Annotated in this window: 15 protein-coding genes; 2 read left to right on the top strand and 13 right to left on the bottom strand. The window is 44.3% G+C overall.

What is annotated here, in order from left to right; all coding sequences use genetic code 11:
• Positions 1-152: 152 nt before the first annotated feature.
• A complete protein-coding gene (locus QUA83_RS03650; protein ID WP_333291584.1) occupies positions 153-2,018 on the bottom strand; it encodes a DUF1998 domain-containing protein in 1,866 nt (621 codons plus the stop codon).
• Positions 2,019-2,126: 108 nt separating this feature from the next.
• The gene (gene drmA, locus QUA83_RS03645; RefSeq protein ID WP_333291582.1) at positions 2,127-5,930 is read right to left on the bottom strand and encodes a DISARM system helicase DrmA; all 3,804 of its coding nucleotides are present in this window, start codon (positions 5,928-5,930) and stop codon (positions 2,127-2,129) included.
• A 158-nt stretch (positions 5,931-6,088) separates the two neighbouring features.
• Between drmA and QUA83_RS03640 the strand changes: the two genes are divergently transcribed.
• Both QUA83_RS03640 and QUA83_RS03635 read left to right on the top strand, forming a co-directional pair.
• The gene (locus QUA83_RS03640) at positions 6,089-6,505 is read left to right on the top strand and encodes an element excision factor XisH family protein (protein ID WP_332968503.1); all 417 of its coding nucleotides are present in this window, start codon (positions 6,089-6,091) and stop codon (positions 6,503-6,505) included.
• Complete coding sequence (locus tag QUA83_RS03635; protein WP_333291580.1) at positions 6,493-6,840, top strand: XisI protein; 348 nt, start codon at positions 6,493-6,495, stop codon at positions 6,838-6,840. Before QUA83_RS03640 ends, QUA83_RS03635 begins: the two co-directional genes overlap by 13 nt.
• A gap of 139 nt (positions 6,841-6,979) precedes the next feature.
• Here QUA83_RS03635 and QUA83_RS03630 read toward each other — a convergent pair whose 3' ends face one another.
• The 11 genes from QUA83_RS03630 to QUA83_RS03580 all read right to left on the bottom strand — a co-directional run bounded on the left by QUA83_RS03630 (position 6,980) and on the right by QUA83_RS03580 (position 21,647).
• Positions 6,980-11,059, bottom strand: coding sequence for an Eco57I restriction-modification methylase domain-containing protein (locus QUA83_RS03630; protein WP_333291578.1), 4,080 nt, complete (start codon positions 11,057-11,059; stop codon positions 6,980-6,982).
• 66 nt (positions 11,060-11,125) lie between these two features.
• Positions 11,126-11,728, bottom strand: coding sequence for a hypothetical protein (locus tag QUA83_RS03625; protein WP_333291576.1), 603 nt, complete (start codon positions 11,726-11,728; stop codon positions 11,126-11,128).
• A gap of 81 nt (positions 11,729-11,809) precedes the next feature.
• On the bottom strand, positions 11,810-14,962 hold the full coding sequence (gene drmD, locus QUA83_RS03620) for a DISARM system SNF2-like helicase DrmD (protein WP_333291575.1): 3,153 nt from the start codon (positions 14,960-14,962) through the stop codon (positions 11,810-11,812).
• Between the two features lie 343 nt (positions 14,963-15,305).
• On the bottom strand, positions 15,306-16,703 hold the full coding sequence (locus QUA83_RS03615) for an AAA family ATPase (RefSeq protein ID WP_333291573.1): 1,398 nt from the start codon (positions 16,701-16,703) through the stop codon (positions 15,306-15,308).
• Positions 16,704-17,168: 465 nt separating this feature from the next.
• On the bottom strand, positions 17,169-17,363 hold the full coding sequence (locus QUA83_RS03610; protein WP_015211718.1) for a hypothetical protein: 195 nt from the start codon (positions 17,361-17,363) through the stop codon (positions 17,169-17,171).
• 385 nt (positions 17,364-17,748) lie between these two features.
• On the bottom strand, positions 17,749-18,063 hold the full coding sequence (locus QUA83_RS03605) for a helix-turn-helix domain-containing protein (RefSeq protein WP_333291571.1): 315 nt from the start codon (positions 18,061-18,063) through the stop codon (positions 17,749-17,751).
• On the bottom strand, positions 18,035-18,382 hold the full coding sequence (locus QUA83_RS03600; protein WP_333291569.1) for a hypothetical protein: 348 nt from the start codon (positions 18,380-18,382) through the stop codon (positions 18,035-18,037). Before QUA83_RS03600 ends, QUA83_RS03605 begins: the two co-directional genes overlap by 29 nt.
• A 100-nt stretch (positions 18,383-18,482) precedes the next feature.
• On the bottom strand, positions 18,483-19,067 hold the full coding sequence (locus QUA83_RS03595; RefSeq protein ID WP_333291568.1) for a hypothetical protein: 585 nt from the start codon (positions 19,065-19,067) through the stop codon (positions 18,483-18,485).
• Between the two features lie 91 nt (positions 19,068-19,158).
• Positions 19,159-19,776, bottom strand: coding sequence for a hypothetical protein (locus QUA83_RS03590; protein ID WP_333291566.1), 618 nt, complete (start codon positions 19,774-19,776; stop codon positions 19,159-19,161).
• Positions 19,777-20,842: 1,066 nt separating this feature from the next.
• Positions 20,843-21,388, bottom strand: coding sequence for a tyrosine-type recombinase/integrase (locus QUA83_RS03585; protein ID WP_015211723.1), 546 nt, complete (start codon positions 21,386-21,388; stop codon positions 20,843-20,845).
• A gap of 55 nt (positions 21,389-21,443) precedes the next feature.
• Entirely contained in the window at positions 21,444-21,647 is a 204-nt protein-coding gene (locus QUA83_RS03580; RefSeq protein ID WP_333291564.1) for a hypothetical protein, read from the bottom strand.
• Between the last annotated feature and the right edge of the window lie 231 nt (positions 21,648-21,878).

Below are 21,878 nucleotides of genomic sequence, written 5' to 3'. Positions count from 1 at the left end.
AGAATAGCTTGCATTAGCAGCTTGTTAATTGACTTTAGATATAGCAATCAATCCTAAATCATTTGTGAATTTCTTACTCCCTCCCCAAGGCATCGGGGAGGGCTGGGGTGGGGTAAAAAAATTACGACTCCTGCAAGGATTACTATATAAGATTATTGAAAGAAAGCTAATTCTGATAAATCAGCATTCATAGTAGGAATTAACAAAGTGCGATCGAGATATTTATTTCCCCGTTCGCAGGATGTTTCAGGACTAAACAAACAAGCATGACAAGCCGCCCAATGCAAAGAAGTTGTATTTTGTAAAGGGCTATGTTCTGCACATAAAGGGTCAGAAGCACATAAACCAATTTGTTCTAAAGCTTGGTCAATATGACGACCCAAAAGGCCCGGTTCACCTAAACTGACTAATCCCCCTAGCGTACCTTCGCTGTCTGGTGCGGCTGTATAAATCAATACACCTGCCATTGGGCCATTATCTTCATTAGGATCTTTTGAGTAAATGCGTTCCCGCAAACTAGCAGCATTGTAACCACATTCTATTACTAATTGCCGCATCAAAGCATGAGCAAAGGAATGAAGTAAAATATAACGAATACCGGGAAAATTAGTATCAGGGTCTAAGGAACGCGCCCTGCGCCAACGACGATGCGCGTCTAAGCTTTGTTGTTTGTATTTTGTTAATCGAGGTGTGCTGGATAACCATTCTTGTAATATTTCCTCTTGAAATTGCATAAAAATACCTTCGCCGCGCACTTCAGAAGCTGGCACCCATGTAGGTTTAGAACGACTCAAAGGAGCCCAGTATTCTTCGGGTAATTCTCCTGTTTCAGCATAATCACCAGGAGATTCGATGCGGGTAAAACCAACTAAAGCACGAACTTCTCGCAAGCGTTCTACTAAGACAACTTTTTCAAAATAAGCTTCGTAACCATCAGGAGCGGCGACAGATGTTAACCGAAAATCAGCGCTATTTAAACTGGTGTTTACGTTAGAAAAAACTTGCCATTCGGGGGTTTTGATATCTTTCACATCCAGAAGGGGGGCTTCCCCAGCCCCCTGACGTTTTTGTGCGATTTCTTGCCAGATTTCACCATCTGAATATTTAGCAAATTCTTTGAGTTGACCGATTTGGCGGAAAGCAGCTAAAATATCAATCGTAGTAGCTTTTTCTAACACCGTCCAATGTTTATCAATTAGTTGCCCCAGTTGATTAATAGTAGTGGGAATCGAGAGTACAGAAAGGGTGATAGGAAACCAGCTATTTGATGCACCGAGTAAGATACTTTTCATTTGCTTGGTACATCCGTCTTCTGCAAAGTTGCGTAAATGGGGATGGCGGCCGCGACACTGAGGCATATTCATTTTACCAAGTTCGCCAAAGGCATCGGACATTCGGCGAGATTTACCGCAACTATCGCATTTTACTTCAATATCGGTGGCAGACCCAGAGATACCATATTCATAGAGACGCAGAGAACCTTTGCAATTACTGCTACCTCTATGAACGAAGTAGCGCCAGGGAAAATCATCTAAGTGTCCGTGTTGACAAGCTACTAAAAATCTCGCAGGGATGGCTGTTGGAGAAAAATTGCGGCAATTACTATGAATGTAGCGATTTTGGTCGGGTCGATGGCGGTCGGTTTTTAACTCAAATAGCCCCGCTCTTAAAGGTGCGAGTAATCGACATTGGGGACAAACTACCCAGGTGGGGAAAGGTGAGACTGGAATTCCTACTTTGGCGCTTTCATCAAATAAGTTAGGGATAAGGTTGTTTGATTGAGATATAGGTGGCGTTAGCAGTTTTTTGACTTGAGTACCGATTTCTTTTTGCACTGCTGCTAGTAACCGGGCTTCTCCTAATTCTGAGGCGTGAGTGAGTTCCCAATCATCTAATCCCATTACCATAGTTGATAAGTTGGGTAAATCTACAATAGAACCAATGCCTGAAGAAAATAAAATTTGGCTGGGTCGGAGTTCGCCGACTTTGTTTTTAGAAGAGGATTGATTTGTTGTCATTGTATTAACTAATATATGGCGAACCTAAATGATTTGTGCAAATATCTAGCGGTTGTGCCGACGGCGTGCCCGCCCGTCGGCTGACAAGGGAATCGTGGGGAATTGCTTCTACAACTCTAAATCAAGTGGGGTAGTTTCACTCCTTGATTGTATTGGACGATCGTCATCATCGGGGATACGATCGTCTAAAATTAATCCAATATTCGGTTCAACATTTCGCAAGGAATTTAAACAAGTAAATGATTGCCAATTGCTTTGTCCGGGTTGTTCTAATAATCCCATTGTCAGCCCGTCTTTTTTAGTCTGATATCCTAATATTTTTCCTCCCGTTGTATCCGCTGCTTCTGCTAACCAATAGTCTAATTTAGCTTCTAATTCCTGTTTTACTAAATCGCGGGTTTTAGTATCTCCTACTGCCAAAGCCCGATCGCAAATCGCATTAATAGCAGCTTCCACATAAGGATGATGGCGAGAAATCCTACCGGCTTTATCATTCGCGTTTAATTCGCTACCTGCCAAACGCACTAAAGACACGAATAAAGCAGCTAACCCTCGGTCAATGGCCCGGGGAGCAAAAGGAGTAATTGAGAGGGCTTCAACGTGCTGATAGAAGGTAGCATGATAATGTTCAAATTGCTCGTAATGAGATAAATCTCTCGGTCTGGCCCAGTTATAAACAGTAAATACTAAACCGGGGAAACTTCGCCCTACCCGCGAGGTTGCTTGGATGTATTCAGCAGTGTTTTTTGGTTGACCTGTCACTACCATTACGCCTAAACGTTTTACGTCTACGCCAACAGAAATCATGTTAGTAGCTAGTAAAACATCTAACGGTTTACGATTGTTATTTTTGGTGGACTTCTCTGAAGAAAAAGGAGTTTCTAACCAATTTAATACGATGGGAATATCGGTAGAATTTTTGCGCGATGTCAATTCTTCTACTTCCAGCCTCAGACGTTTTGCTAACCCTCGGCGGTCGGTTTTTCCTAAGCGAGATTGAATGTCATCATCCACTAAACGCCTGGTTCCTCCTAATTCCCGCATGGAGTTAAAATAACCCACTAAGGTCATCCAAGGATCAACAGAATCGCCATATTTTTCAAACAAATATTGAGAGGCTGCCAATACTGCCGTATAAACGCGAATTAATGCTGCTTTTAATCGCCTTCCTGTGGCACAAATCCCCAAATATCGCCGACCTGGATAATCCTCTGAAGGCGGACGCTGACAGGAAAAAAAGTTATCTTCAATATCTAATCCTTGGGGGGGGAAAACTTGTACTTGGCGCAAAAATAGGTTATGTACTTGGTCACGCGCCTGTCTAATTGTCGCAGTGGAAGCGATTACTTTTGGGCGGACTATTTTACCGTTCACTTCCCACGATGCAAGTCGATCTACGGCGGTTTCATAGAGTCCGACTAGGGTTCCTAACGGGCCACTAATTAAGTGTAATTCATCTTGAATAATTAAATCTGGTGGCCGCAAGGGATTGCTAGGAATTGTTTTAGCAGTGGGGAGTCCGTATTTACTGGGGTGAGAGTTTGTATCTTCGATTTCAGGAGAACGAAAACCGTGACGGGTGCAATATCCGTCTACTTGTCCGAATAGCATTTGTACAGCACCATTCCAAGGCATTTGGGCAAATTTGTCAACAGTTGCTATCACTAATGTTGGCAAACGACGATAGATTTCTTCATCTACAACTACGATGGGTAAACCTTCGGTGGGAGATTGTTTTTGGGTAAATAAACATTTGCCTAAAGCATCACCACAATAAATTAAAGTGCGTCCTTGTCCTTTGGCAAAGGATTCTACTTTAATATGTTGTTTGCCGGGGTCAATTTGAGAACCACACCAAGGACAGTTAGTTAATTGATGGGGGGAACCGCTGCTAGTGGGTTGGTATTGTCCGAGTTTTTGTTTGAGAAATTCATTGCTTTGTTCGGTTCGGTTTGGTGTGGTTTTCATCCCTACCCATAACCCAATTCTAAACGGTTCTTTTCCCCATTTATTTTCATCTTGGCGGCGGATTTCTTCGCAGGCGCAAATTAAGGTTGTGGCGCGTTGAAATTGTTGTAATGTTAAGAGGCGGAGGGTGTAGCGCATGAGGACAGCAACGCCTGCTGCGCCGGAACGTCCGGCAATATTTCCTTGCAATCTTCTCAGTCCAATGGTGTAGGCTGTTAATCCTAGATAGGCTTCGGTTTTACCGCCGCCGGTGGGGAACCAAAGTAAATCTGCGATCGCATCTGTGGGATGACATCGATCTGGGTGGTCTAATTCCGTGATACTGGGAAGATTTAGCAGGATAAAAGCTAACTGAAACGGTCGCCAGGTGCGATTTTTGGGAATATCAATATTATCCCATTCGCTGGCTTCGCCGCGCCGTTTATTTTCGGCATAAATTGAGTGAATTCGCTGTTTCCACATGGCGACATTCATAAATTGGAACGCTTCAGCAGCCTGATTATTTGTTTGTAATAAGGTGATTCCTGCTTGAATACGATCGCAAGTTATTTGACAATTTGCTAAGGCAGATTTTGCCGCCTCCTGATAATCGCCTAAATCGGCGGTGGAGTCGGCAATTTTCGCAGTTTGTTGGGTAATCCATTCACTATAAGCAATAGTTAAAGAACTTAAAGCAGTTGATAAATCGGGAATTTCTGCGAGTTCTTTCATATCTAAAATTAATCCCGCCAGTCCCGGTATTTCCTCAATAGTCGGCGGCGTAGTTTGGGGAATTTCGTAGGCGGGGACGACTTTAGTCGCAAGGCGGATAGCCCGATGCTTTTGGCTGGCTTCCCCATCGCACTTTCCGCCTAAAAGTTCCGCGTGTACGCCTGTCCCGTGTCCAACGGCAAATTCTATGCAGTCGCGGTACTGCATCGCCATTGCTTGTTCTTCGGCAAATAAGACGGGGTTGAGTTTACCGAGTTGGCGTTTCAGCCGCCGTTTAATGAAAATCTCGGGATATTTGGGGTCGGCAGACTCAACGCTTAGTTCTGGTTGAAATAACCAAGCGCTATCGCGTCTAATTTCCGGTTCTTTTTGTCCATTAACTAAAAAGAGAGTCACAATCCAATCTTGATGCTGTTGGCGAATTTGACCTTGAACAAATACTGCTTTTTCTGGATCGATTTGCCAAGGATTAATCGCGCCTACTTTTAAGATTATATCCGGTGAGGTTCCTCGAATCGGGTAGCGTCGCCACAAGGTTTTTGCTTCGCCAGTGGAAGTTTGGACGCTTTCGCTTTTCCCTTTTTCGTATTGTCCCCACCCTGCTTTTACTTTAATTGCTTTGGCATTTCCATCAACACAAAAAGTCATGCCAATTGCCGAGGGAAACATTTTCTCGGCGGGGAGAATGTTACTTTCGGTTGTGCCTTCTTCTAAAGTACCGCTACCGGAAATGGCTAATTCATCCATTTGTTCGGGCGTTTCTTCGAGTTCTTCGGGTACAATATGCCGATCGCTAGGTGCGATTAATCCGACGAGATAGCGATCGCTAACTCGCATTTCGTCTATTTCTTCATAGTCTCCCCCCGCAGGGCCGAGTAAATCATCTAATATTGCTTGTTCTAATTCTGCCCGAATTTGATAATAAGTTGGCGTTTCTAAAATAGAAGGATGATTGTTTCCACTATTTTGATTGGTATTCTTTTCAATATTTGGATGGGTATTGAAATAATGTACAACTTTTTGAGCAATGTTATCGGACATGGTAGGATTTTCTAAGTCGATGACATCGCTATCATCTAAGCTAAGACCCTTTAATAAAACTGCTAAATGTTGTTCGTTGGCAGAAATGACGCTACTCCAATCTAGTTGGGCGGCGCGATTTTTTAACTGTTCGTTAATCGCTGCGAGGTCTAAGTTGCCAGGTAGTATAGCAGGGAGTTGGATAATATTCATAACATTGCAATATTTCGTAATATTCATAAATTAGCAATTTAGCATTTTAGCATAATACCACATTTAAATACGTAGGGTGCGTCACGGCTACGCTTAACGCACCATCTTTCACTAAATGTGATAGTTTTAAATTGCACCTTTATATCAAATCGTCTATTGTGGCTAAGGATCGTTTTCATCAAGTTGTTAAAACTGCTCTTACTAAGGATGGGTGGAATGTTACTCACGATCCACTTAAAATTAAAGTGGGCGGTGTAGATATGGAAATTGACTTGGGGGCAGAAAGATTACTGGCAGCAGAGCGAGGAAATGAGAAAATTGCGGTAGAAGTCAAAAGTTTTTTAGCTAGTGCATCGGCAATTTCTGAGTTTCATACAGCACTGGGGCAGTTTATTAACTATCGGGCTGCATTGCGTCGTGAAGAACCCGATCGCATTCTCTATTTAGCCATACCCGATTTAATCTATAACAGCTTCTTTCAACGTGATTTTCCAGCATCAATGCTGCAAGAAAATTCCGTAAAATTGATTATTTACGATATTGAACTGGAGCAAATTTCACAATGGAAAAACTAACGGATCAATTAACCAACTATCAGCAAATTGTACAGCAATTATTGATAGATTACGCAGAAATTAAGCCAGCTTATGGTGATATTGAAGTTGAAACTATCTTTGATACACAGCGAAATCACTATCAAATTGTGCATCTGGGTTGGCAGCATAAACGCTGGGTACATGATTGTATAATACATCTTGATATTCGCAATGAGAAAATCTGGATTTTTTACAATTCAACAGAACATGATATTGCAGCAGATTTAGTCAATTTGGGTGTACCAAAACAAGATATTGTGTTAGGTTTTTATCCTCCTTTCATGCGGGAAATGAGTGATTATGCAGTGGGCTAAAAGTAGAATAAATTTCGTAGTAAGCACTTTAGTGCTAGAGGGACTAAAGTCCCTACTACGAACATTTTACGTTTGTAGTAAGCACTTTAGTGCTAAAGGGACTTCAGTCCCTACTACGAACGTTTGTTTCATCTGCTAATCAAAATAAGCTTAACTGTCCCTCAGATGATACCTGTTTTTTAGCAGTTTTCCCCCCACTTTTCCCCTTTTTCTTCCCTTTATCGTGCAACCCTTGGGCGACTTCTTCGGCGTAGCGTTCGTGATTCAGCAGCAAGAGTCTATCTAGCACTTCCCGGCGTGCCGTTTCGCTGATGGTGTAGCGCAATCCTTGTTTGGTTTCGTGGAAGTCATGCCCTAAGTCTATGTCTTGCCAACCATAAGCGGCGGCAACGGCGTTATCCATTTCTACGTGCAATTCTCGCAGTTGTTGAATATCGGCGGCGGTTTCGTCTCTGTTGTGGAAGCAGTTGTAGGTTTTGGTTAATCCTTCTTGGCGAGTTTGCATGATGTTTTGGCGGTGGGTGTAATATTTTTCGCCTATTTTTTCTAGGTTTGAGGTTAATAGGGGGAAGGGAAAGGTTTCAAAGGCATCAGAACCGGAATATCTTAAGTCAGTTCTCATATTGCTACAGTATTCAAAAGTCCATGCGCGATTAAGAGAACTCATCATAACCGCCAATAAATCATCTGAATCTATTACAAAAATGTAGATTGTATTAGCAAATATACTGTTGTTAGCTAAGAATGTAAAAGCAAGTGTTTGGCTTGTTGCTGCTACGGCAAGCACCCGATCGCATCCTGTGATCGCATCATAGAGTCCTGGACATCGTTCTGCAAACTGCCACCATTTATCCCTGTAAACCTTTTTGTTTACTTTATCTCTTTGGGACTTAACCTTCTCTTCTACAATCGCCAAACAATTGGGATAATCAGCAGCATAGGGCGCACCTTTCGGCTTCTTCGGATCGTCATGTTCAGCATCCAAAGGCCAATCCTTAAAGTTTATCACCCAACGACTCGGAGATTGATCCAGGCGAGAATTCAAATCTTCACCATTCAAATAAGGAAACAACACATCTTTATTTCGAGCATCTTTTTCAATCAATGCTTGTGCTTCTTCTGGAGTCAAAACAAAACCCATACCCAGCACAACCGAACCTTGAAAAGATTTATCTTGATTCGCTACTAACCGATGAGGTTTTCCTATGGCTTTACCTGGCGTTGTCAAAAATGCTGTAATTCCATCAACAGGCTTTTCATCTAAAATAAACTTCCCCTGCCACTTCCCTTTTCGTAACCAAACATGAGATACTTCTAAACTAGCCGTTCCCTCCCATTTGCGGCTAGAAACAGCACGGGGGATCGCACAACCATTGGCAACTAATTGGTCTAAACCTACTTCGCGGGTATCCCCTTGGGCGATCGTATTTGTCGCTACTAAACCAAATCCTCCATTAGAACTAAGTAGCTGTTGCGCCCTTAAGAAAAAGTAAGCACATAAATCAGCAACTCCTTTTTGTCCACCTGCAATCCTTTCTACTAGAAAATCTCGATAATCCGTACCGAGTACACCCGTAATCTTTTTCCCTCCCTGAAACGGTGGATTTCCCACTAAAGCTGCAAACCCCTTGGGTGCTGAATCATCCAAAAACACCTCTGGAAACTCCAGATGCCAGTGAAACGGTCGCAACTTCTCCAAATCCGGCAACACCTGACGCACCCGATCAGAAACACTTGCACCATCCCGAAACACCGTTAACAGCGTTTGCCTTAACCCTTCTCGTTCCACCTCAGACAAATCGTTAAAATAACTCGCAACCAGCAAATCGCAGCCATCGCGCAAATCATTTGCAACAGCATTTGCCTTCGCCAACAAATAAGCCTTCTCGGTTTGGTCTTGCGCCGTCATCCCTGGTTTCGCTGCAATTTGCCGCCGCAACTCAATAACCTGTTCAACCTCCCGGCGAATCTTATCGGCAAACAAAGCAGGCGTACCAGTCGTGTCCAAATTCCAGTAGCGCAACTGTTCCAAATTCACCCCAACCAGCGAATCCCCCCACTTGAAGGCATGATCTAAAAACGTAAACGGACGCGCTTTCGCTAACGTAATCAACCACAGCGATAACTTCGCCATCTCCACCGCCAGAGGATTTTTATCCACCCCGTAAAGACAGCGTTCCGCCACAATCCGCCGCGCCACCGTCAACCGTTCGTCGCTATCTTTAGGAATCGGACACTCATCAGGACGAAACTTAGATAAAGTCCCCTCCGGCGCAATCACCACCTTCCCCGGATTTTCCCGTTCCAACCCTTCCCACGCCTCCACCAAACGTTCCGCCAAATAGCGACAAGTCTGCACCAAAAACGCCCCACTCCCCATCGCCATATCGCAGACTTTGAGTTGCAGTAACTCCGTCGCTGACTTGAGCCGCCACTGTTCCTTCGGCTTCCCCTCTGCCACCCCTTCATAAACCAACGGTTCCAGGGTATATTGCACGATAGGTTCGGTTAAACTGCGCGGTGTATAATGCGTCCCCGTTTCCCGACGATTTGAACCTTGGGTGACGTAGACACTGCCCTCTGGAATCACCATTGGGTACTCCAGCGTGTCCAGGCGAATCAATCCGGCAAACGGCAAAACGCGCTGATACAATTCCCCATCATTATTGCAAGCCGCCCGCAACCGCTCCTGCACCCTTGGCGAAATCACCACTGAGAGAGCCTTACGCAGCGCAGCAGGGGACTTATTCGACTGCTCTTTGACAAATTTGACAAAATCCTCCTCGCCCTTAGCTTGCAGCCGCTCCAACTCCAAAAGCCCCACCTCTGGTTCCCGTTCCCGCGTCCCAATCAATCCTAAAACCGGAGACGTTGCCCGGACTGCGGTATGGTCGAGCAAGCCTTCATAGACATGACCGATTTGCTCAATATCCAGCGCCCGAAACGAAAGTCGGCGCGGTTCCAGCGTCCCACCCACTCTGATTTGCAAAATTTGCAACGCTTCCAACAAATGCAACACAATCCGATTGTTCACAGGGATAGGTTCAGCAGAAATCTCCTGCCAGCGAGTTCCCCGCCCTCGCCCCTCCAAAAACGGGAATCTGTCCGGGTCGAACAAACTGCCACCATAGGCCGGAATATCCAGCAAATCGTGGCGAATTCCCCCATGCACAGCGCGAAACGTCGCCAACAACCGACACCACGCATCGCTGCGGCGTTCCAACACCTCCTCACCAAACTTATCCGCATCGCTGCGCAACTTAGCGGAAATGGTAGAAACCGCATAATATTCGTGATAAAGCGCTTCTCCCCCCGCCGAAGGAATCAACTTCCGTTCCTCCGCTGAAAACAGAAACACCAGACGCATCATCACCGTCAGCGCCGCTTCGTAAAGCTGAGGTTCCGAAATATCTTGCAAAAGAGTGCGATTTCTATCTTGGTCGATGCGGTCTAATGCCTGTACCAGCACCTCCACCGCCCGCCGTACCTGATAACCCAATTGGTCAGTAACTTCTTGCTGGTCGCTAATACTTTGAATTAGCAAAGTTTCCAGTATTTCGGAGTCATCCACCCCAAAAAACCGCCTTACCCCCAACAAACTGCGAAACGCCCGCAAAGTCAAATGTTCTTCCAACCACAGCGTCCCGTACCAAGAAATAAAACCCGTGGTTTCACCTCTAGGCGCATTGACTAACATCCAATGTTCGCCATTAGTTACTAACCCCAACCGCACATTAGCAGCGTGCAATAATTCCATCATCCGAGTTGCGGGACTTGCTTTCCAGCGCTGTCCTGCCAAAGGTTTCTCCAAATCCTGTTCGGCAGGTACAATCTGAACTAATAGCCGGGGCCTCCCTGCATTGGGTGTTTCTTGAGGATTAACAATTACCCAATCCGGCCGGAGAGTTTCGCCCTGTTGTGCAACAGTGGTTTGCAATCCAGGCGGAATGCGCTGCCCTTCTAACAATACCTCCTCCGGCAATTCCAAAGTCTGCCGCAAAACAAATTCCACCCAAGCGCGATGAATCGCTTTTTCAGGACGCGCCCCCAGTTGATTATCCTGCCATTCTTCATAGGCTAACCGTAACAGCTTAAAATGTTCCGAGTCATGGGCATCTAACCCGCTGGGAAACACTTTCAGCAATACCGGTAAACTTAAAAAAGGCCCGGAAGCTTCAACCAGAGATAACCATTCAGCGTGGTGACGTGCGGTAGACATGATGGGTAATGGGGAATGGGGAGTGGGGAGTAGGGAGTAGAGAGTGGGGAGTAGGAAGTGGGGTTTTTATTGCTGTTGAATGGCGCTGACTAAGATACCTAAAATTTTCTTGATATCCTTAATATAATATTCGCTTAAATCGATCGAAATTACTTTATCCTGTAACTTTAAAAATTGCCAAATCGTGCCGATAGTGATTACTCCATAAATACTTTTAATTTCATTTTTTTGTTTTTCATTAAATAACTGTGCTGCTACCATTTCCGCAATACACTGCGCCAACCCCGATTTTAAGTTTTCATTGTTCGTCTCCACCACCGTAATTACCGGGGCGCGAATAAATAACTGTTCTTTCGATGAACTAATGATAAAATCACAAATGCCATTTAAACCTTGTTGGACATCAACCGGAAAGTCCACCCCCGAAAATAAACTAATTTTATCCTTAAATTTGCGCCTAATCTCTAACAAAACTGGACTAATAATCATTTCCGAACGGGCTTTTTCCGTATTAATCGCCACCGCCAAATCGACATTTTCACCGAGAATTGTCACCAGTAAATCGCTACATTCTGCTTCCGGTACATCCGCAAACATTCCCGACGCTTCATTCACCGTCAAACCAAACCGTTGACTTACTTCATTTAACTTAAAATCGCTGTACGCCATTTGTTTTATCTCCATTTGCACTAAAGTGCTTACTACTAACTTGTTTGTAGTAGGCACTTCAGTGCCTTTATTGATATTAATTTACCTCACAAGTTTCTGCGGAACTAAATAAGTAACCGCCAAAGGAAACAATCGCGGCGTTGGATTAGCAAATCTCGCCCTAATCATCCCCGTTTCCTGTTCAATCTCGCGAGGAATTTGCTCAATCCTCAACTTTAAACTATTGACATTTCGCTCAAACTGTGCCTGTTCCTCCGTATTAAATAACTCCAATTGCTTAAACTCCGGTTCCTCAAACTCTTTTTCAATACTAAGCTTTAACTCAGTTAAAATAGCCGTAATATCCGCCACCTCTTTATCAGCCCGGTTCTGCAAATCCCGTTGTAAACTAACAGTTCTCTCATTCATCCGCGCCTGCAAAGTTTTTAGCAATTCATCGGCATAATTCGGCCAAAAATTTGCTAATTTTTGTTGAACGCTATCTGGCGCTGCGTCTGGTAAAAATGCATTTAACGCCTTTTGCAATTGCATCACTTTTAACCGAGTAAATTTCCCATCCTTCAAGATTCCCCCCGCCGCAATCACCTCTTCATGTAACCGTTGTTGGTCGGTTCCTAAAATCACCAATCTACCATAAGCAACCACCGCCGGAGTTTCCAACCCCGAACTAGCAGAAACTAACCTCGCCGTCACGCGATGCAAGCATTTTCTTTCCTCCCCAGACCACACCTCAGCCCGCAACAAGCGCAAACACATTTGTACTAACCGATGATTCAAATGTGCTAACACCACATTATCTTTACCCTGGGCTAATTCCGGGTCAAAAACAATGGGGCGAACCGCCTTGGTATGGGGATGGGCTAACCCTTCGCTACACATCGCCCAACTGCTTTTTAGGGCTGGTAAATAAAAAGCTTTTCCCTTTAAACCTGCTATCTGAGTTTCTATCAGTGGCGGTTGTTCTGCTAATTCTAACCCAATTTTTACTACTGATTCTATATTATCAGGAGTCAACCGTAAATTTTGGCGAGTTTCGTTTAATTGTTCCCGCAATTTATCAATCTGTTCTCTCACTTTGCGCTCAAACTTTAACATCCGTCGCACAGGTTCCGATTCCCGTTCAGATTTGCTAGTATCTAAAGTAGTCCGATATCCTAACATTGCTTCTTCTACTTGCTGGGCAATCACCATGCCCACTTTACCCAAATCTTCTCTAATATTATTAACTTTTAATGCCGCCCGCATTAAAAATTCTAAATCACCTTCTAAATCACCCGGTTTAGTTCCCGTTACCGAATTTTGTTTATAATCTTTGCCGACAAAATGATAAACTAAAACCTCCCGAGCTTTTTGTCCGTGACGGTCAATTCTGCCATTCCGCTGTTCCATCCGATTCGGATTCCAAGGAATTTCATAATGAATCAATTTAGAACAATAATTCTGTAAATCTAACCCTTCCGAAGCTGCATCAGTTGCCAGTAAAATCCGCACAGGGGAAATATCAGGGTCGGTTTGAAAAGCTGCTTTGACTTTTTCCCTATCTTCCGAAACCATCCCGCCATAAAGAGTCATCAATCTGTCTCCTTCGATTAATCTTTCGGCTGCTAATAAATTATACAACCATTTTTGAGTAGCGCGATATTCGGTGAAAATAATAACCCGTTCTTTCGACCATTTTCCATTAGGTTTGATCTGAGTATGAATCCAATTCAATAACTCTTGAGCTTTGGCATCCGGTCGTTTGGCGGCATCTTCTGCCCATTGTCGCATTTCTTGTAATAATTGTTGTTCTGCTGCCGAAAGTGGGCGAAATAATCTGCTAGTATTAGTAATTGCCTCATCAGTTGCTTCTTCGTAAACCGCATCATCGGCAAATTCTTCTTCAACTTGCTCTAATTGACGGCGTAAAATTCCCTCAGTTGGTCGTGATAGAGTGGTAGCAGTCCGGCGGCGGGCAGAAGTTAAAGATTTTTCGTGCTGGGCTAAGGTAATCGCAAAAGCTTCTGGTGAAGAAAACAAGCGTTTCTTTAACAGTTTTAAAACAAATTCAGTGGCATACTTTTCTGTATTATCGGCCACACCTTTACCGCGTAATTCGGTGTAATGTTTTAAAGCTGCGTGCGCCCTCCGTTCTGCTGCGGGATAATCTACTAAAATAGGGGCTAAATTCCGTACTGGAAATAAAGGCGAACCATCCCAGTTTTGCATCTCCTGTTTTAGTCGCCGCACCATGACAACTTGCAGTTGGTTTTTGTCAGGAGAAACACCCCTAGCAAATCTTTGGGAGTCTAACAATTCTAATAAAGCGGTGAAACTTTCGGGATAACCGTTATGGGGAGTGGCGGTTAAAAATAATTTGTGTTCAAAATGAGGAACTAATAATCTAATTGTAGTGGTTCGGAGGGAGTCAACTGCATATTTTCCGCCGCCGGATGGTGCGACGTTGTGCGCTTCATCGACAATCAGCAAGTCAAAACGGCGGGGATAGAGGGGTTCGCCTTCGGCGGGGAGGAGTTCGCGAAAAAGACGCAGGGGGCGAGCGCGCTTGATAAAGTCGATCGAGGTAATCAATCTGGGAAAATGCTGCCAAGGATTAACATGAATCCCGCGAGAACGCCGTAACTCCTTCATCAAGTTACTATCCACAATCCGAAAATCTAAACCAAATTTATCCCGCATTTGGTCACGCCATTGAATTTGTAGCGCTGAAGGGCAGATAATCAAAATGCGACGGCAACGATGGCGAATTGTCAACTCCTGCGCGACTAATCCCGCCTCAATGGTTTTCCCTAATCCTACATCATCAGCAATTAGTAAGTTAACACGGGGCATTTGAATGGCACGCACAACGGGGTCAAGTTGATAATCTTCAATATCAATACCGCTGCGAAAGGGAGATTGTATAGTACGAATATCAGCAGTTGAAGCGCCCCCCCAGCGTACCGCATCCAAAAAAGCGTCTAATTTAGCGGGTTCATCAAAACCTGTAGGTGGCGGTAGTTCCATCCGTTCGCGAATAAAAGCCCCCGGTTCTAATTCCCAGATTACCTGTAATTCTTCTCCCAAAGCATCATCTTCCACAGAGGAAAGCATCACCAGGTTTTGCAACTGCTGTAACCCTGGTAGCATGGGATTAACAGGTATGGCAGTTGGACGTATTTCGGTGACGACGTATTGGCGCGATCGCACTTTGACTAACTGACCCAGTTCTGGAATTGCTCTAGTTAAACTCATACCATCCTCTGGAAAACTTTGGCACTACTTCCGTCTGTGTGGCACTGTTTTAAGTTGGTGCAACTTTTTTGGTGAGATAAAGAGTGCGATCGCAACCTAACAATTTTCTCAGCTTTTACTCCCGTATTGTTATTGTACCCCATGCTATCTTTATATAAAGATTACTGTAATCGCCCTTGAGTACGATTAAAAAAGTAGCACATTTCAAGGGCGATCGTCTGGTCAGACTGCAAGCAAGTAGGAGTAGCTAGCGTTCGACGGTTTGCGCTCAGCCGGAACCGTCGAAGTCCGCAGGCATCGCCCTTAAACTCTAAAAGTGCCATTCAGCCAATATAAACTAGGCTTACTTAGTAACAAAAACCCGCTGCTTCGCACGACTACAACTTACGTACATAAGCTGATTGTGCGCTCGAATACTGTCGCGGTATTCTTTGAGAAATTGAGCTTTTTGATTAGGCAAAATTTGAGCGAGATACAGCAATTTACTAGCGACTTTCCTGCCGATATCACTGCTATCAATTCCCACCTCCGTGAAGGTAGATCCTTGAGAATTGTGTACAGTAATTGCCCAACAATTTCTCATATCTGCAAAGATTTCACAATGGTCGTACCATGCCTTCCATAAGCTCGGATTGCTTTTAGCATTTTGCAGCAACCTAGCATTGTCCTGTTGGAATCGGCAAGCGTCACTTTCGTGGAGGATGTAGATTTGGCGTTGGTCGCCTGCATCGGTTTTAACCTGGAGATTCCAGGCTTTATAGCCAGAGTACCTATCCTCTTGAAATTCGGCAATTTCCACTTCTGCTGATGTGGGCAGGATGACGGTTTTGCCGTCGGGAGCAATAACGGGAGCTTTAGCAATCAACCTCTCTCCAATAATAAATCTGGGAGCATTTTTTCCGTAGATTTTGGCTCTGATTTTGCTATTCCAGTAGGCGACGCGCTCGTTAGTGTAGCAGAGGATGCGAAAGCAATCAGGGTCTTGAGGGAAAGTAGAAGAGAACTTTTTTAAGGCGTATTTCAGCAGCGTTTTTTCTCTGACTAAGAAGGCTCCGTTTTTTTTATCAAGGCTGAATTTGGAGAAGGGTTTGAACGCCTCTTTGCTCTTGACAGCCGTGCGGCAAGCTGTTACGAATTCTAGCAGGGGGCTGCCCGCACCTTGCCTGACGACCTCTGTTAAAACGGCTTTTTCAGGCACGCTGAAGGATTGAGATTTTTTCTCTTCTATTTCGCCCTTATTAACAGGAGGCAATTGTGCGGGGTCGCCCATAACAATAAGCTGCCGATTGCTGCCGATGAGTAAAGCGCTAGCAATTCTTTCTTGAATAATATTCCACAGTTCTGCTGTAACCATACTGCACTCATCGAGAAAAATGGTGTCGTACAGGTGAAGGAAAGAAGGAGAAACTTGTTTGAGGATTTTATTTTGCCCCTGTTTGACTGGAGCTAATCCCAATAGCTGGTGGATGGTCATAAAGTCTACTCCTCTCAGTCCTTTTTCAGCAGCCATCCGTCGCAATACGCCTACAGCTTTATTGGTGGGAGCGGTGAAAACGACTCTCTTTCCGGCGCTGACTAATTGTTCTGCTACCAGGTTGACAAGGGTTGATTTTCCCGTACCTGCATATCCAAATAGCCCGAATACCCGTTTAGAACTTGCTACAAATTGTTCGAGGAGTTGGAGGGCGTTGTTTTGTTGAGAAGTTAATTGAAAATTCGGTTTTACCAGTGTTTGAATCATAGGGTTGGTTTCTTCTACTATCTTTCAAACACTAATCAGCGCTAGCTGAAATTTACACAATAATTAATTCAGGACTTACGCAAGAACAACGTATTTCTGTCATTACGAGGGTCGCGAAGTAATCGCAAAGCCTTGTTACACCGTTACAATGCGTAAGTCCTATAATTGATGGAGACGATAATAATAACTCTAACAGGACTTACGCATAACCTCTATATGTAGGGTGAGCCGTAAGCACCTTACCGCTACCAATAGTGTATTTAAACACTTGGGGCGTAAGTCTTGTATAATTTGTTCTGTTGATTTGACTGCTACTCAAATTTTACATAGTTAGGACTTATGCACCCATCAAAAACTCTCCCAGTTATCAGTTGGATTGATAACTAGGAGAAATTGTGGAGAAGCGGAGTTATTAATCTAATGCAGGTACTTTGACTAATTCGACTTCAAAATAAGCTTGGCCCATCAATCTTGAGGCAAAACAGGCTGTTCTTGACTATCAAAAATAATCACAAATGTGCGATGTTTAACCAACCGTTGCAAAACCCGCAGATGCTCATCTGCATCGTTTCTCTTGCGAAATCGCGCCACAACAATACGCTGGCAATTAGGAAGTAAGCGAATTAAGCACCACGGGTGCAACTTCTCAAAATAGGTCATTTTAACCTCCTGATAACAGTAACAAATTGTGTTTGTGTTTGATTACCTGCCATTACCTTAATTGAAACAATATTGTCAAAGACAGGTCACGGTGATATTGACAATTGACTATATTTGTGCTGAAACCAGCTCAAATTATCTTTTGATGCTGAAAAGGCTTGATGTGTATAAAATCACAAACAATAGTGGCGCGTCTATTTGGAAATGAGGCATTAGAAATCTCCTCAGAAACTCGCAGGGAAGAAGGGGAGAAGGGGAGAGGGGGAGAAAGAGTTTCTTTGATCCATAACGGGTGCTGGGCCTCCGTGAAACGCTTTGAAGTTTATCAATTTGAGAAAACACGGGCAATTGTTCAATGCCCTAATTTCAAGCAGACGCGCCACTACTAATGCACGCTATTATCTTCAGCAAGCCGACATAGCAAGGTTGCCAGTGCCTCTGGAATTTCCTCAAAATGTTCCAGCAGAAAGTCCATTACTGCCAGATGACGCAAATCGACAGGAGTAGGAAATCTTCGATTTTTTCCCTTTTTAAACCAACCCCGCACTGTAGAATTAGAACGGGAACAAATAAAAGCGATTTCCTCGTAACTCACCGCCCACTTGCCATAAAACTGCTTCGGCGTCATTCCCAATTGGCATTGGCTGTAAGCTGCAATTAAATTGCGCTCTCTATCTGTCAAAGTCTGCGGCTTTTTCATCCTCAAACCCCTCCAAATCTTCCTCCCACGCCGTATCAAACTGACACCAAGCTGCGCTCTTGGAATTAGCAGCCAGCCAAATTATGTAGCACCACATCCAACAGTACCGGCGCGGTTCGCAGTTGTAAAATTTGCCAATAACTATCCCCCAATCAGCTTCTTCGCCAACACCCGTCCAGCGCACCATCTCCCCGCACTCAAAGCGCGGCCTGTGAATTTTGGCAAAATTAGCAGGCAATTCGATTGAAGGTGGCATCCCCTTCAAATCTCTTAGCGGCAGCGCCGAAATCAAATCTCGACTTCCTTTTAAGATTGACATAAGTTCATAGCTGTGAATCGATTGCACCTGACTTTTTTTGACAGGTTTTTAGGCAAATTTCTTGATAAAGAAATTGCAGCGCGATATTCCCCTAAATCAATCAACTGAAATCAAGCTGTGTAAATTCCTTTCTCCGGCATAATTGCCCTGTTTTGAAGTTAAATGCTAACCCGTGACCCGGGCAGGTTCCTAAATTAGGGTGCTTGGTATTTGGCAAAAGTTTATAACCTTTGTGGGGGCAAATATTACCAGGCAGCAAGGAGCAATTCGAGTAAGCTTCCTCCAAGCGTGGCAAGAAGTTGTAGTCGGCTGAAAGGATTGGTATATTGCGGTAGCACAAGCGCACCACTTGTTTTGTTTCGATAACTTCACAAGCTAATTGAACTCGTGCTTGCCAATCTTCAGCAGTTTCCCCATCTGTGAAGAATAAGTTGATAAGTCGGTCATGCCAAAAGCGAAAGTCAAAGTGATAGTGGAGCGGTTCAAACTTGAGAATTTCTGCATCAGAGTGTGGTCGCTCAGGAAGTATAGGAATCCAGAAAGGGATGATTTTCCCTGGAAATCTTGATTCCAAACTGGGAGGACACCAGCTTTTAACGCATTGTACAAGCGCTCTTTCTCCAATGGCTACTACTTGATTCTGTGTTTTATTTTTGTTAGGGGAATAGGCAGAGTTTTTGGCCATTAATTAGTGTTGCTAGGAATTGGCACTAATACCAATCTCTCTCATAGTTACAAGGAAAGATTGCGTTCGCTTAATGGTAATGATTCTGTTGTCAAAATTTTTTATGGATGCGTTGCAAAAATCTTTGCAGTACAGAAATCGCTGTCCAATTACCTTTATTAGCAGCTTCGAGATATCGCCGGAGCAAATCTTCAGTTACTTGTTGGTCAAGCCAATGCCCCAATTCTACTAGCTCCTGCTTTTGTTGTTGATTGTGCCCTGCCAACAACTCAAACATCCCCAACTTCTGGAAAGTGGAAATGTCAAAGTTTGCCAGTTCTTCCTCAATCCTTTGCCGTTGCTGTTCAACTTCTTCTGGTGACAGAGTGGGCAGCGGCGGGTGCTGGATGTTGAGAAATTTCTCTACTTCTGGGTAATATCCGACGTACATCTTTCCTTCCAAGCGATCGCACACAATTGCATGGGTGGGAAATTCATCATCGGAACCGAGGTGGTATGGTTCCAGATCGAGGGCGAGAGCGGGATGTTCAGTAAGTGGCTCGTACACGGCATAGTAACTGAAAGTCCCTAACCCTCTACCATCAGTCCAAGTAGCTTTGCTGCCCATATAAAACATGGCGAAGTATCGGGAATCAGCAACGATACCCACCATTTCTGGCAGCATGGGCGGTAGTGGTACTGGCAGTAAATTCAAGTTTTGTCCGTTCATGGCGAGATAGCCTCCCTCTTTGAATTTTGTGTGGTTAATTGAAAGGGAGCCAGTTAACTGAAATAGAAGTCAATCCTAATTCTTAACAGCTAACTGGCTTTTTTGAGGGCGATCGCCCGTGATGAAGGCTTTCCTAGGTGAATGCGTTCGCTATTGTTAAAAATGGATGAAACTTAAATGAGCAGGTCACTCCCAATAGCGGCGATAGCCGCTCTTTGACCAGCCCGCTGGCTGAGTGCGATCCTCTTCGAGAGCTGCGCTAACGACGTATTTACGTCATCCTAGGTACTCGCGATCGATAATCAACAAGATTTATTGTCGATCGCGGTTGAAAAAAATCAGAGCGAGCGATCCTCTTCGAGAGCTGCGCTAACGTCGTCAACCAAATGGAAGGTGTTTGAGAGCCTTCTTCACCACGCTCCTACTGGGCTGCCGCTCTTTGACAACGCCAAACCTGTCTTGAACTGACAAATTTGTCAGTTCAATCTTCTGACTATCAATGAATATCCCTAAATTTTTACAAGGGCTTTTCGCCCGAAAATAGCTTAATTCTTTGAGCTTTTTTTTAGTGATATAGTAGTTGCTACCAACCAAAATTACCCCAAATATCTAACTTTTAAGGGGTCAATATTGGCGGTTTGTGGGTGTAATGACAATCATGATTCCGGTGTATTTACTGCTGGTGTCGCACTGATAAGTACCTTCGGATTGTTGATTGGTGGAGTCATTTTTAATGATTTGGGCATTTCCTAGCATTTGCAGCAGTACGTATATATCTATCTGCCCTTTGACTGGTTCCGTAAGATAGTTTTTATGGAGTTATGGGGATTACGTCAATTACAACTCAAGAGTCAGGAAAGCTTATTCACACCTCACTCTTGAGCAGGCGGCTCAAACCAGTCAGGATTGTCGCGGATAGCAGTTGCCTTTGTTTTAGCTAGCCAGACGGGAAGAAATGGGTAGCCATCGCGAGCCTTGCGTCCAAATATCGCCTCAATTCAAAGAAGACTTACGGGAGAGCCCTTCAACTGTTGAAACAATCTGGCGAACCAAAGTCGCGATAGCTTCACTTCAGAATCCCGAGTGCCTTGACAAGCTGTTCCGGCTGCACTTCTAAATAGCGCTGGAGGCTCGACAAATTTTTGTGACCTGATATCTCCATAATCACCCGCAGTGGCACCCCAGCATTGCTCAAATTCGTGAGTGCTGTCCGCCTCATCGAATGTGTGGAAGCTCCCTTAATTCTTACCCGTTTGCAAGCTTCTTTAAAAATCAAGTCTGCCTGAGAGCGTGTCAAAGGCTTCGTACCCTCTCGCCCCGGAAACAAAAAACCCGCATCTGGATTGTAAGCCAATAAAAACTTAGCCAACATGGGATGTAGCGGCAGCGTTCGCGTTGCTGACTTGCCCTTAGTTGTCGCTTTCCGCAGCGTCACCACACCGCCAACAATGTCCTGAGTTGTTAAAGCTAATGCCTCTGAAATACGACAGGCACAATAAAAAGTCACAGCAAACAAAAGCCTATCCCTTGCTGTAACAAAACCCCGGTCGAACAGCCTAGATATTTCGGCGGGCGTCAAAATCTTAGCACGCCCGTTGCCTTGAACCTTCACGGCGCAGCCCTCCAAAATAGAAGCTCCCTTATTATTGGACGAAAGTGCGTTTTCGTCAAGTCTGCCGAAAAGCTTTTATCGCTTGATGGGCCACTTGCGGGGCGCTGCGCCGAGGATGCCGGAGCCCGCGTCCTTTATTGCAGTTAGATTGGCTTTTATTGCTACTCAACTGACTTAAATTCTCAGGCAAATTGATAATTGGCAAGGTGGCGATCGCATCTATGAGGTCTAGGAAGGTAACAGGTTTAAGTGCCGCCATAACAGTACGCTCAAATAGAAGTGGCGCTTGTAAGAATTTGATTATACTATTTTTTGATTCACTTTGCAAGTTGTTTTGCTAGTTTTGTTCCCCTTTAATAAAAAATTAGGATTTTATTGGAAAATCGCTTATTCTGGTCAAAAGAACTGCCCAAGCCTTCGTAAGGCTTGGGCATTGTTATAAGTTTCGGAGGGTAAACGAGTACGCTGGTTGGTTGAGAAACTTTTCGTT

This window comes from Microcoleus sp. K1-B1, assembly GCF_036704705.1.
In the GTDB taxonomy this organism is placed as follows: domain Bacteria; phylum Cyanobacteriota; class Cyanobacteriia; order Cyanobacteriales; family Microcoleaceae; genus Microcoleus.
The sequence above is the reverse complement of the archived record's forward strand: the minus strand, read 5'-3'. Positions and strand labels throughout refer to the sequence as shown.